Below are 11989 nucleotides of genomic sequence, written 5' to 3'. Positions count from 1 at the left end.
CGCTGTGAGCCGGCCGCGTGTCAGCGGAGCAGCCGGCGCAGCCCGTCCAACGCGCCGTCGAGCAGCCGGATGGCGGTCCGCAGCTGGGTGTCGGTGAGCCGCCCGGCCCGGACCAGCGCGCCGACCTCGACGGTGAATGCGGCGAGGCGCTGGTCGAACTCGGCGAGCAGGGGCGACTCCCCCGGGTTGGCCGGGCCGCCGTTGGCGGGCCGGTACGGCGGCGGGGTGGGCTGCCAGCGCGCCTGCCGGGTCTGCCGGGCCGCCTCGCGCAGCTCCCGCTTGAGGTCCCGCACCGAACCGCGGACCTCGGTGCGGATCTCCCCGGCCAGCGCCGAGAGGTCCGCCACCGAGGCGGTGATGTCGGATTCCAGGGTGGCCAGCTCGTCGGCGCGCTGGCGCAGCTCGGCCCGGCCCGCCTCGGTGATCTCGTACACCTTGCGACCGCCGGCGGCGGTGTGGGTGACCAGTCCCTCGACCTCGAGGCGTTGCAGCCGGGGATAGATGGTGCCGGCGCTCGGCGCGTAGAGCCCGAGGAAGCGCTCCTCCAGCAGCCGGATCAGCTCGTAGCCGTGCTTGGGACCGTCGTCGAGCAGCTTGAGCAGGTAGAGCCGGAGCCGCCCGTGGCTGAAGACGGCGGTCACGGCAGCTCCTGGAGGTCGTCGGTGCCCTCGACGGGCCGGGCGAGCAGGGCGATGCTGCCGGAGATCGCGGACGCCCAGAGCTTACCGGCGCCGCCGCCGAGCACCCCGTGGCTGTCCTTGACCGCGCCGAACCCGTGCTGCCCGGTGGAGACCTGGGGGAAGCCGCTGGTGATCCGGCCGGAGGTGGTGTGCAGGTGGACGGTGAGGTCGCTGTCCTCGCGTACCCGCACGGTGATGCTGCCGGAGATCGCGCTGAGCCGGATCTCGCTGCCGCGGGGGTTGTCGAGGTCGCAGGTGATCGACCCGGAGACCGCGTGGGCGCGGACCCGCTCGGGCGCGCTGTCGGCGAGGATCAACTCACCGGAGACGGTCTCCAGGTTGAGGTCGCCGCCCACGCCCAGCGCCTCCACCGGCCCCGAGGTGACCTTCGCCTGGGTCAGGCCGCGCAGCCCCATCAGGGTGACCTGGCCGGAGACGACATCGACCCGGGTGTCCCGGCGCAGGCCGGAGGCGACCAGCGAGCCGTCGATCAGGTGCAGGTCGGCCAGCACGTCGGCCGGTACCGCGATGGAGACCTCGGCCCGGAACCGGCGGCCGAGCTGGCCCAGCCACCAGAGCACCCCGGGCCAGCGGGCCGGGCGCGGGTGGCGGACGGTGAGCCGCCCGTCGCGCAGCTCGACGAGGATGGGCCGGCGGCTGACCCGGGCGATGTCGACCCGGGCCGGGCCGTCGGTGCCGACCACGTTGAGCCGGCCGCTGATCAGCCGGACGTCCAGCCGGGTGACCGGTTCGTCCAGGGTGAGCTGCTGCGGGCTGTCGACGGTCCAGCTGGCCATGGTGTCCTCCCCTCGGCGACGCGCCGGAGGCGCGTCGAGCGACGGGACGAAGCATAACGCGATACATCGCGACTGAACAAGACTGTCGCGAGTGCCGGCCGGAGCCGCCGGGCCGGACGGGTGGGGGTCAGGTGGATCGCCGACTCGGCGGCCCGGGCCAGCACCCGCCGGTCCGCGTCCGGCGCGGGGTGCAGCGCGGCGGCCACCCCGACCGACACGGTCAGCCCGCGCGCGGCCAGCACCCGGCGTACCGACCGCCACAGGCTCTCCTCGCCGAGGAAGGCGGCCAGCGTGGTGGCGTCGCCGGCGGACCGGTAGCGAAGCCGCAGCGGCACCACCGGCGCGCCGGCCGCGACCGCCGCCTGGAAGAGAGCCGGCCGGAAACCCCGGGCCGGCCGGCAGTCCGCCGCCGCGCCGCACCAGGTCGTGCCCTCCGGGAAGACCGCCACCGGGTGCCCGGCGCGCAGCGCCGCCGCCACCCGGCCGACCGTCGCCGGCAGGTCGCGCGGACGCGACCGGTCCACGAAGACGGTGCCGGCCGCGGCGGCCAGTGGCCCCACCAGCGGCCAGCCGCGGACCTCGCGCTTGGCCACCATCCGGGCCGGGGCGACCGCCAGCACCGCCAGGATGTCCAGCCAGGAGACGTGGTTGGCGACCAGCAGCGCCGGCCGGCGTGGCAGCCGGCCGTGCACGTCCAGCCGCACGCCGAGGGCGCGCAGGACGCCCCGGGCCCAGCCGCGCAGCGCCGCCCGCCGGGCCCGCGCCGGCAGCACCGGCAGCAGCGCGGCCAGCCCGACCCCGGCCAACACCATTCCCAGTACGCCGAGCAGCCGGCCGGCCCGGCGCGCCGGCGGCACGGCCGGCCCGGTGGCGGCCGGCAGGCACCCCGGACCGCAGCCGGATGCCGGCCGCCACAGCTCACCGGCGGTCACGACGCCGCCCCGCCGAGGAAGTGCCGCAGGTAGCGGGGGTTCAACCGGTCCAGGGAGAGGAGCACGTAGAAGTCGGCGCAGCCGAAGTCCGGGTCGTACGCCGGCTCGCCACAGACCCACGCGCCCAGCCGCAGGTAGCCGCGGAGCAGCGGCGGGACCAGCGAGCGCCCGGCCGGCGCCGGTGCCGGCCCGGCGGCCGGCGCCTCGGCGAACCAGGGCCGGCGAGGGCTCACCCGCAGCGGCGGCGGCGCCAGGTGCCGGGCGGTGACCTGCCGCCACACCTCGGCCACCGCGGCACCGCCGTCGGCCACCGGCACCGAGGCGCAGCCCCCGAGCCAGCGCGAGCCGCGCAGGTGCAGGTAGCGGGTGATCCCCGCCCACATCAGGTTGATCACGGCGCCGGAGCGGTGGTCCGGGTGCACGCAGGAGCGGCCCGCCTCGACCAGGTCGTCCCGGAGCGGGGCGAGCGCGGACAGGTCGAACTCGCCGTCGGCGTAGCGGCGGTCGGTCCGGCCGGGCGGCAGCAGCCGGTAGGTGCCGACCACCTCGTCGGCGCCCTCGCGCAGCACCACGAGGTGGTCGCAGTGGGCGTCGAACTCGTCGGTGTCGAGGCCGGCCGCCCCCGGCGGCAGGCTGGCGCCCAACTCGGCGGCGAACACCTCGTGCCGCAGCCGTTGGGCGGCCGCGACCAGGGTCGGGTCGTCGGCGATCAGGAGGGTGTAACCGCTGGTCGTCAGGGGTGCGCCAGCGGCATGCAGAACGGCCATGGCACCTGTGTAGGTGGCCCGGGTTGCCACCCCCGGTGGGGAAGGGTGTCGATCCGGTGAACGCCAACCGGCGGGCGGGCCCCGGCCTCGGCCGGTCGGGGCGGGCGGCGGCGGGCGGCTGGAGCGGGCCGGGGCGGGCGTGCGAGGCTGCCGGGGCAGGCGAGCGCATCCGGAGGGCAGGCATGATCATCGAGTCCCGGTTCCACGGGCCGGCCGGCTCCGGCAACGGCGGCTGGAGCGCCGGAGTCTTCGCGGCGGCCGTCGGCGACCGGGGACCGGTGGAGGTCACGCTCCGCCGGCCGCCCCCGCTGGAGACCCCGCTGACCGCGGTCGACGGCGAGGTCCGCGACCCGGCCGGCCAGGTGATCGCCGAGGTACGCCGGGTCGAGGAGTTCACCGCCGTGGTCCCGCCGGTGGACCGGCCCACCGCCGAGGCCGCCGCGAAGGCGTACCCGGGGCTGGTGGAGCATCCCTTCCCCGGCTGTTACGTGTGCGGGCCGGAGAACCCGGCGGGCCTGCGGATCTTCCCGGGCCGGCTGCCGGACGGGCGGACCGCCGCGCCGTTCCGCGCCCCGGCCGAGGTGGTGCCCGCCACCGTCTGGGCGGCGCTGGACTGCCCCGGCGGCTGGGCGGTGATCGCCCCGGGCCGCCCGTACGTGCTGGGCCGGATCGCCGCGGTGGTCCGGGCGCTGCCGCGGCCGGGTGACGAGTGCGTGGTGACCGGCGCGACGGTCGGCGGCGCGGGGCGCAAGGCGGAGGTGCACGCCAGCCTCTACGGCCCCGGCGGTGACCTGCTCGGCTACGCCCGGGCCACCTGGATCGCGCTGCCCCAGCCGTGACCCTCCTCCCTCAGGACGATCACCTCCTGCTCCAGCCGGAGGAGGACATCCCCATCGCGCCTGATTGACCCCCTTGCGCTGGCTTGCCAGGCTGTGCCACGGCGCCCCCGCAACGGCGTCCCCATCGGCGCGCCCCGCGCGCCGTGGCAGGAGAGGAGAACGATGTCCGACGGGCGAAGGAGCCCCAGCGCCGGTACCGGCCAGATCGTGGTGTCCGGACTGACCAAGGAATACAAGAATGTCCGGGCGGTAGACAATCTGTCCTTCACGGTCCAGCCAGGACGGGTGACCGGCTTCCTCGGCCCCAACGGCGCCGGTAAGACGACCACCCTGCGCATGCTGCTCAACCTGGTCACCCCCACCGCGGGGACGGCCACCATCGGCGGCCGGCGGTACGCCGACCTGACCGACCCGCTGCACTCGGTCGGCGCCGTGCTGGAGGCGTCGAGCGCGCACAAGGGCCGCACCGGGATCAACCACCTCCGGGTGATCTGCGCGGCCGCGGGCCTGCCCCGGCAGCGCGCCGACGAGGCGCTCGCGCTGGTCGGGCTGACCCCGGCCGCGAAGCGCAAGTTCAAGGGCTACTCGCTGGGCATGAAGCAGCGGCTCGGGATCGCGGCCGCGATGCTCGGCGACCCCCAGGTGCTGATCCTGGACGAGCCGGCCAACGGCCTCGACCCGGAGGGGATCCGCTGGATGCGCGGCTTCCTCCGGGGGCTGGCCGCCGACGGGCGGACCGTGCTGGTCTCCAGCCACCTGCTCTCGGAGATGCAGCTGCTCGCCGACGACGTGGTGATCATCGCGGCCGGCCGGCTGATCCGGCAGGGGCCGGTCGATCAGGTGATCGGCTCGATGGCGCACGGCGGCCGGGTGCGGGTGCGTACCCCGCAGTCCGACGAGCTGGTCGCCGCGCTGCGCGAGCAGTCGGCGACGGTCGACGCCGACGGCCACGGCGGCCTGCTGGTGACCGGGGTGGACGCCCCGACGGTCGGCCGGCTGGCCCTGGCCGCCAAGATCGAGCTGCACGAGCTGACCACGGAACGCCCCGACCTGGAAGGCGTCTTCCTGGAGCTGACGGCCGGAAAGGCGGAGATCCGATGAACCTGGTCCGTTCCGAGCTGCTCAAGATCCGTACCACCAGCACCTGGTGGATCTTCGCCCTGATCACCCTGCCGCTCTGGGCCCTCGCGATGGCCTTCAACTGGTTGCAGACCGAGGCGCTGAACAGCGGCGACCTCGGCGACGTGCCGGCCGATCAGGCCGACCAGGTGGAGGCGGTCCGTAACGTGGCCAACCTGGCCGCCAACATCTACACCAACGGCCAGTTCTTCGGCCTGCTCATCGTGATGCTGCTCGGCATCGTGGTGGTGACCAGCGAGTTCTTCCACCAGACGGTGACCACCACGTTCCTCACCGCGCCGCACCGCACCGCCGTGATGATGGCCAAGCTGGTCGCCGCGGGGGTGCTCGCGCTGCTGTTCTGGGTCGGCACCACGCTGCTGAACCTGGCCGTCGGCCCGCTGATCCTCAACGCCACGGACGTCGGGACGCACCTCGGCGACGGCGCGGTCTGGCGGGCGGTGGCCCTCAACGGGCTGGCCTACCTGCTCTGGTCGGTGCTGGGGGTGGGCCTGGGCGTGCTGATCCGCAGCCAGATCGGCGCCACGGTGACCGGCATCCTGCTCTACCTGGGTGGCGCGATCGGCGCGGCCATCGCGATCGGGCTGCTGGCCGCGAAGTTCGGCGACTGGATCAACCAGCTCCAGCTGCTGGTGCCCTCGCTGGCCTCCGGGCTGATGGTCAGCGGCACCGACATCCCCGGCAACCCGCCCCGCTGGGCGGGTGCCGCCGTGCTGATCGGTTACGCGGTGCTGGCCGGCGCGATCGGCGTGCTGACCATCCGCCGGCGCGACATCTCCTGATCCGCCGGCGACCGCACCACCCGTACCATCCGGCCCCGACCGGTGACCGTGCGTCACCGGTCGGGGCCGTCGTCGCTTAGCAGGACGGAACGGGACACGCAGCGTTTGCCGAACTTCTGGCATCTTCTGTGAAACCGGCCACCAGCCGGAGGCGAGAATGCCTGCGGCATCCGCACGGCGTAGCCTGGGACCCGTCTCCCGAGCGCCGGTGCAGCGCGCCCGGGGGCCACCGCGTGACATTCACAACCGCGTGAAAGAGGCGATTAGCGGCCGTGTCGACCCAGCAGACTTCGCAGGAGAACCCACTGGCGGGTTTCGGCCCGAACGAGTGGATCGTCGAGGAGATGTACCAGCGCTATCTCGCCGACCCCTCGAGCGTCGACTCGGCCTGGCACGACTTCTTCGCCGACTACCGACCGGCGCCGGGCGCCGGCACCCCGCGCTCGGACGGTGCCGCCCCGGCGGGCCGCCCGGAGCCGGCCGAGCAGCAGGAGCCGGTCGCCACGGTCAGCCCGGAGCCGGCCGCCAAGGCCGCGCCGGCCCCGGCCAAGCCGGCCGCCGAGCCCGCCGCCAAGCCGGCGGCGAAGGCCGCGGAGCCGGCCCCGGCGAAGAAGGCCGCCCCGGCCAAGCCGGCCGCGAAGGCCCCGGCCGCGAGCGCCGCCGGCACCACCCCGCTGCGCGGCGTCGCCGCCAAGATCGTCCAGAACATGGACGCCTCGCTCTCCGTGCCGACCGCGACGAGCGTCCGCTCGGTCCCGGCGAAGCTGCTGGTCGACAACCGCATCGTGATCAACAACCACCTGGCCCGCGGCCGTGGTGGCAAGGTCAGCTTCACCCACCTCATCGGCTACGCGCTGATCCGGGCGATCGTCGAGCACCCGGAGATGAACAACTCCTACGCCGAGGTCGACGGCAAGCCGGCGATGGTCCGCCCGGAGCACGTCAACCTGGGCATCGCGATCGACCTGGTCAAGCCGGACGGCTCGCGCAACCTGGTGGTGCCCTCCATCAAGGGCTGCGAGCAGATGGACTTCCGGCAGTTCTGGCAGGCGTACGAGGACGTGGTCCGGCGCGCCCGCCGCAACGAGCTGACCATGGACGACTACGCCGGCACCACCATCTCGCTGACCAACCCGGGCGGCATCGGCACGGTCCACTCGATCCCCCGGCTGATGCAGGGCCAGAGCGCCATCATCGGCGTCGGCGCCATGGAGTACCCGGCGCCGTACCAGGGCATGAGCGAGGCCACCCTGGCCGAGCTGGCGGTCAGCAAGGTCATCACGCTGACCAGCACGTACGACCACCGGATCATCCAGGGCGCGCAGTCCGGCGAGTTCCTCAAGGTGATGCACGAGCTGCTGCTCGGCGAGCGCGGCTTCTACGACCAGATCTTCACCTCGCTGCGCCTGCCCTACGAGCCGGTGCGTTGGGTGCAGGACGTGGCGGTCGACTCCGAGGGCCAGATCAACAAGACCGCCCGGGTGCACGAGCTGATCCACGCGTACCGGGTGCGCGGGCACCTGATGGCCGACACCGACCCGCTCGAGTTCACCATCCGCAAGCACCCCGACCTGGACGTGCTCCAGCACGGGCTGACCCTCTGGGACCTGGACCGCACCTTCCCGGTCAACGGCTTCGCCGGCAAGCAGCGGCTGAAGCTGCGCTCGATCCTCGGCGTGCTGCGCGACTCGTACTGCCGCCGGGTCGGCATCGAGTACATGCACATCCAGGACCCGGAGGAGCGGCGCTGGATCCAGGAGCGGGTCGAGCGCAAGTACGAGAAGCCGAGCCCGGAGGAGCAGAAGCACGTGCTCAACCGGCTCAACGCCGCCGAGGCGTTCGAGACCTTCCTGCAGACCAAGTACGTCGGCCAGAAGCGCTTCTCGCTGGAGGGCGGCGAGTCGCTGATCCCGCTGCTCGGCGAGATCCTGGAGTGCTCCGCCGAGGGCGGGCTGGACGAGGTCGTCATCGGCATGGCCCACCGGGGCCGGCTCAACGTGCTGGCCAACATCGTCGGCAAGCCGTACGAGAAGATCTTCTCCGAGTTCGAGGGGCACCTCGACCCGCGCTCCACCCAGGGCTCGGGCGACGTGAAGTACCACCTCGGCCAGAACGGCAAGTTCACCACCCCGGACGGCGCGCACGCGGTCAAGGTGTCGGTGGTGGCCAACCCGTCGCACCTGGAGGCCGTGGACCCGGTGCTGGAGGGCATCGTCCGGGCCAAGCAGGACCGGATCGACCTCAAGCTGGAGGGTTACACCGTGCTGCCGCTGGCGGTGCACGGTGACGCCGCCTTCGCCGGCCAGGGCGTGGTCGCCGAGACGCTCAACCTGTCCCAGCTGCGCGGCTACCGCACCGGCGGCACGGTGCACGTGGTGGTCAACAACCAGGTCGGCTTCACCACCGCCCCGGAGTACAGCCGGTCCAGCCTCTACAGCACCGACGTGGCCCGGATGATCCAGGCGCCGATCTTCCACGTCAACGGCGACGACCCCGAGGCGGTCGTCCGGGTCGCCCGGCTGGCCTTCGAGTACCGCCAGGCGTTCAACAAGGACGTCGTGATCGACATGGTCTGCTACCGCCGGCGCGGGCACAACGAGGGCGACGACCCGTCGATGTCCAACCCGCAGATGTACAAGATCATCGACTCGAAGCGGTCGGTCCGGAAGCTCTACACCGAGGAGCTCATCGGGCGGGGTGACATCACCGTGGAGGACGCGGAGGAGCTGCTGCGCGACTACCAGTCGCAGCTGGAGCGGGTCTTCAAGGCCACCCGGGACGCGGCCACCACGCCGCGCCAGCTCAGCCGGCCACGCCGCGAGGAGGAGCCGGAACCGCAGGTGGAGACCGCCACCGACGCCGCCGTGGTGAAGGCGATCGGCGAGGCGCACGTCAACCTGCCGGAGGGCTTCACCCCGCACAAGCGGATCCAGCAGCTGCTCGACCGGCGGGCGAAGATGTCCGTCGAGGGCAACATCGACTGGGGCTACGGCGAGATCATCGCGTTCGGCTCGCTGCTGCACGACGGGGTCACCGTCCGGCTCGCCGGGCAGGACTCCCGCCGGGGCACCTTCGTCCAGCGGCACGCCTCGATCGTCGACGCGAAGACCGGCGAGGACTACCTGCCGCTGAAGTCGCTCACCGGCGACGGCGAGCGGTCACGCTTCTTCGTGCACGACTCGCTGCTCTCCGAGTACGCCGCCATGGGCTTCGAGTACGGCTACTCGGTGGAGAACATCAACGCGCTGGTCTGCTGGGAGGCCCAGTTCGGTGACTTCGTCAACGGCTCCCAGTCGGTGATCGACGAGTTCATCTCCTCCGGCGAGGTGAAGTGGGGCCAGCGCTCCGCGGTCACCCTGCTGCTGCCGCACGGCCACGAGGGTCAGGGCCCGGACCACACCTCCGGCCGCCCGGAGCGGTTCCTCCAGCTCTGCGCGGAGGACAACATGCGGGTGGCCATCCCGACCACCCCGGCGAACTACTTCCACCTGCTGCGCCGCCAGGCCCTGTCGCCGAAGCGCAAGCCGCTGGTGGTGTTCACGCCGAAGTCGCTGCTGCGGCACAAGCTCTGCGTGTCGCCGGTGGAGGACTTCACCACGGGCACCTTCCAGCCGGTCCTGGCCGACACCGCCGCCCCGGCCCCGGAGCAGGTGAAGCGGGTGCTGCTCTGCTCGGGCAAGGTCTACTACGACCTGTTCCAGGCGCGCCAGGAGCGCGGCGTCACCGACACCACGATCATCCGGATGGAGCAGCTCTACCCGCTGCCCGTCGAGGAGGTCCGGGCCGCCCTGTCCCGCTACCCGAACGCCGAGGACTTCGCCTGGGTCCAGGAGGAGCCGGCCAACCAGGGCGCCTGGTCGTTCGTCGCGCTCAACCTGCTGGAGCACCTGCCCGAGGTCCGGCTGCGCCGCATCTCCCGCCCGGCCGCCGCCGCCCCGGCGGTCGGCTCGGCGAAGATGCACGAGGTCGAGCAGAACGCGCTGATCGAGGCGGCCCTGCCCCGCCCGTGACCCGATCGGCAGCGGCCCGTCCCGACGCCGGGGCGGGCCGCTGCCGTCGGCCGGCCGACGACGAGAGGACGAACCGATGTACTTCACCGACCGTGGCATCGAGGAACTGGTCGAGCGCCGGGGCGACGAGCAGGTCAGCCTGGAGTGGCTCGGCGAGCGGCTGCGCGACTTCGTCGACCTGAACCCGGAGTTCGAGACGCCGATCGAGCGGTTCGCCACCTGGCTGGCCCGGCTGGACGACGAGGACGACGAGTGACCGGCTGACCCGGTACGCCGGGTGCGCCGCGCCAGCCACCCGCCGGGCTGCTCAGCCCGTGGCGCCCGAGCCGGGCCCGGCCACGACCCGTTCGGCCATGGCGTGCGCCCAGACCGCATCGAGGTCGGCCCCGGGTGGAAACCGGCCGGCCAGTTCCAGGTCGACCAGCCCGTGTGCCAGGCCCCAGAGGGCGCGCGCCGCGGTCAGGTCACCACCGGTCACCCGGAGCAGCGGCGCCGCGGCGGCCGCCTCCACGCCGGGCGCGAGGCGCTCGCGCGCCAGCGGCAGCCGGGTGGCGATCTCGTACAGCCGGGGATGCCGGAGCGCCCAGTCGCGGTACGCGGCGGCGAGGGACGGCAGGTCCGGCGCCGCCTCCAGGGCTGCGGCGAGCCGCTGTAGCCCGCGCTGCTGGAGGGCCGCCTCGATCTCCGGCTTTCCCGCGACGTGCTTGTACAGCGACGGCGCCTGGATGCCCAGTTCGTCGGCGAGCCGACGCATCGTGACGGCCTCCGGCCCGGCGCGCTCCAGCAGGCGTTCCGCGACGTCGACGATTTCCTCGCGGCGGCTCACCGGCGCGGCTCCGCCACCCACCCGCGGCAGAGCACGAAGGCCAGCACGAGCAGCACCGACAGGGTGCCGTCCCAGACCAGGATGGTGCCGGTCCCCTCGATCGCGGCGTTCCGCGCGTAGACCAGCGCGGTCACCGTCATCGCCACCTTGTGGAAGATCACCAGCGGCCATACCCCGCGGTAGCCCCGGGGACGCACGGCCAGCAGGGCGAAGAGCCCGGCGAAGACCACGAAGCCGTACGCCCGCCACGTCTCGACCACCGTGACGGCTGGTTCGGCGTCGGCGACCGCGCCGTACGCACCCGCTGCCGCCCCCACCGCGCCGACCGCGGACAGCCAGAGCAGCACCCGGCCGGCCCGGTCCCGGACGCGCCCGCCGTCGGTCGTCACCGGTCGGGTCTGCATGGTCGTCGCTGCGGTCATCACGGCACGCCCTCTCTGGCTAACGCTGTTAGCCTAGACGCTAGCGAACAGCGTTAGCCGGGTCAAGGGGCAGCCTGGTGATACCTCGGCGCCGGGTACGCGGACGTGGTCGTCGACGAAGAGCGGGCCGGCGCCGGGCCGGGTTCAGCGGGCCGGCGCCGGCCCGGGTTCAGCGGGCCGCCGCCGCGAGCAGGCCCAGGTAGCGCTCGACGACCGCGGTGGCCCGTTCGGCGTCGCCGGTGGCCAGCAGGTCGAGCAGCGCCCCGCGCAGCAGCGCCAGGCCGAGGGCGGGATCCGCGCCACCGCCGTCGGCCCCGCCGCCGATCTCGGCGAGCAGCCCGAGCCAGTCCTCCACCGTCTGCCGGGCGAACCCCGCCCACGGTCCGCCCGGCTCGCTCAGCGAGCGGGCGTACGCCTGGACCCAGAGGACCAGCATCGGACGGTGTGCCGGGTCCACCAGCCAGCCCCAGGTCGCCCGCACCGCCGCGGCGAAGTCGTCGGCGCCGCCCGCTTCCCGGGCCCGCCGGAGCGCGGCCAGTTCGTCGACCCGGGCCCGCCCGAGCAGGTCACGGATGAGCTGATCCTTGGAGCCGAAGAGGAAGAGCAGGACGCGCGGGCTGGAGCCGATGGCGGCGGCGAGCGGGCGCAGCGACAGCTCGGCCAGCCCGTGCGTCAGGACGTACCGGTAGGCCCGCTCGAGGAGTTCGGCCCGGCGGGCGCTGGGGGGTCGCTCGTGGTCGCGCACAGCGTTACTCTGCCACTGAAACGACTGTTTCAGTAGTGGAGGGGTGTCG

Annotated in this window: 12 protein-coding genes; 5 read left to right on the top strand and 7 right to left on the bottom strand. The window is 73.5% G+C overall.

The annotated features are described in order from the left end of the window. Positions 1 to 20: 20 nt before the first annotated feature. The 4 genes from ACIBPB_RS21655 to ACIBPB_RS21640 are packed head-to-tail and all read right to left on the bottom strand — an operon-like array spanning position 21 to position 3176. Complete coding sequence (locus ACIBPB_RS21655) at positions 21 to 641, bottom strand: PadR family transcriptional regulator (protein WP_357321014.1); 621 nt, start codon at positions 639 to 641, stop codon at positions 21 to 23. Further along, a complete protein-coding gene (locus ACIBPB_RS21650) occupies positions 638 to 1477 on the bottom strand; it encodes a DUF4097 family beta strand repeat-containing protein (RefSeq protein ID WP_396841323.1) in 840 nt (279 codons plus the stop codon). The genes ACIBPB_RS21655 and ACIBPB_RS21650 overlap by 4 nt, the downstream gene beginning before the upstream one ends. Further along, entirely contained in the window at positions 1402 to 2409 is a 1008-nt protein-coding gene (locus ACIBPB_RS21645; RefSeq protein ID WP_396841322.1) for a lysophospholipid acyltransferase family protein, read from the bottom strand. Before ACIBPB_RS21645 ends, ACIBPB_RS21650 begins: the two co-directional genes overlap by 76 nt. Further along, a complete protein-coding gene (locus tag ACIBPB_RS21640) occupies positions 2406 to 3176 on the bottom strand; it encodes a GNAT family N-acetyltransferase (protein ID WP_396841321.1) in 771 nt (256 codons plus the stop codon). Before ACIBPB_RS21640 ends, ACIBPB_RS21645 begins: the two co-directional genes overlap by 4 nt. Positions 3177 to 3358: 182 nt before the next feature. On the opposite strand from ACIBPB_RS21640, the gene ACIBPB_RS21635 reads away from it, so the two are divergent. The 5 genes from ACIBPB_RS21635 to ACIBPB_RS21615 all read left to right on the top strand — a co-directional run bounded on the left by ACIBPB_RS21635 (position 3359) and on the right by ACIBPB_RS21615 (position 10203). Then, on the top strand, positions 3359 to 4015 hold the full coding sequence (locus ACIBPB_RS21635; protein WP_396841320.1) for a hypothetical protein: 657 nt from the start codon (positions 3359 to 3361) through the stop codon (positions 4013 to 4015). A gap of 162 nt (positions 4016 to 4177) precedes the next feature. Continuing rightward, entirely contained in the window at positions 4178 to 5116 is a 939-nt protein-coding gene (locus tag ACIBPB_RS21630) for an ABC transporter ATP-binding protein (protein ID WP_396841319.1), read from the top strand. Then, a complete protein-coding gene (locus ACIBPB_RS21625; RefSeq protein ID WP_396841318.1) occupies positions 5113 to 5937 on the top strand; it encodes an ABC transporter permease in 825 nt (274 codons plus the stop codon). The genes ACIBPB_RS21630 and ACIBPB_RS21625 overlap by 4 nt, the downstream gene beginning before the upstream one ends. A gap of 272 nt (positions 5938 to 6209) precedes the next feature. Beyond that, positions 6210 to 9947 (top strand): multifunctional oxoglutarate decarboxylase/oxoglutarate dehydrogenase thiamine pyrophosphate-binding subunit/dihydrolipoyllysine-residue succinyltransferase subunit, encoded by a 3738-nt coding sequence (locus ACIBPB_RS21620; protein WP_396841317.1) that lies wholly within the window; start codon positions 6210 to 6212, stop codon positions 9945 to 9947. A 76-nt stretch (positions 9948 to 10023) separates the two neighbouring features. Continuing rightward, a complete protein-coding gene (locus tag ACIBPB_RS21615; RefSeq protein WP_089009804.1) occupies positions 10024 to 10203 on the top strand; it encodes a DUF6104 family protein in 180 nt (59 codons plus the stop codon). Positions 10204 to 10254: 51 nt separating this feature from the next. Here the strand turns inward: ACIBPB_RS21615 and ACIBPB_RS21610 are convergent, their stop codons facing one another. From ACIBPB_RS21610 to ACIBPB_RS21600, 3 genes are all read right to left on the bottom strand, one after another. After that, positions 10255 to 10773: a TetR/AcrR family transcriptional regulator gene (locus tag ACIBPB_RS21610; RefSeq protein ID WP_396841316.1), complete on the bottom strand. Its 519-nt coding sequence runs from the start codon at positions 10771 to 10773 to the stop codon at positions 10255 to 10257. Continuing rightward, positions 10770 to 11195 (bottom strand): hypothetical protein, encoded by a 426-nt coding sequence (locus ACIBPB_RS21605; RefSeq protein ID WP_396841315.1) that lies wholly within the window; start codon positions 11193 to 11195, stop codon positions 10770 to 10772. Before ACIBPB_RS21605 ends, ACIBPB_RS21610 begins: the two co-directional genes overlap by 4 nt. Before the next feature lie 169 nt (positions 11196 to 11364). Further along, complete coding sequence (locus ACIBPB_RS21600) at positions 11365 to 11940, bottom strand: TetR/AcrR family transcriptional regulator (protein WP_396841314.1); 576 nt, start codon at positions 11938 to 11940, stop codon at positions 11365 to 11367. Positions 11941 to 11989: the final 49 nt, after the last annotated feature.

The sequence above is a fragment of the Micromonospora sp. NPDC049836 genome, from assembly GCF_044465125.1.
Taxonomy (GTDB): domain Bacteria; phylum Actinomycetota; class Actinomycetes; order Mycobacteriales; family Micromonosporaceae; genus Micromonospora.
Note: the sequence above shows the minus strand (reverse complement) of the source record. Positions and strands in the feature narration are given on the sequence as shown.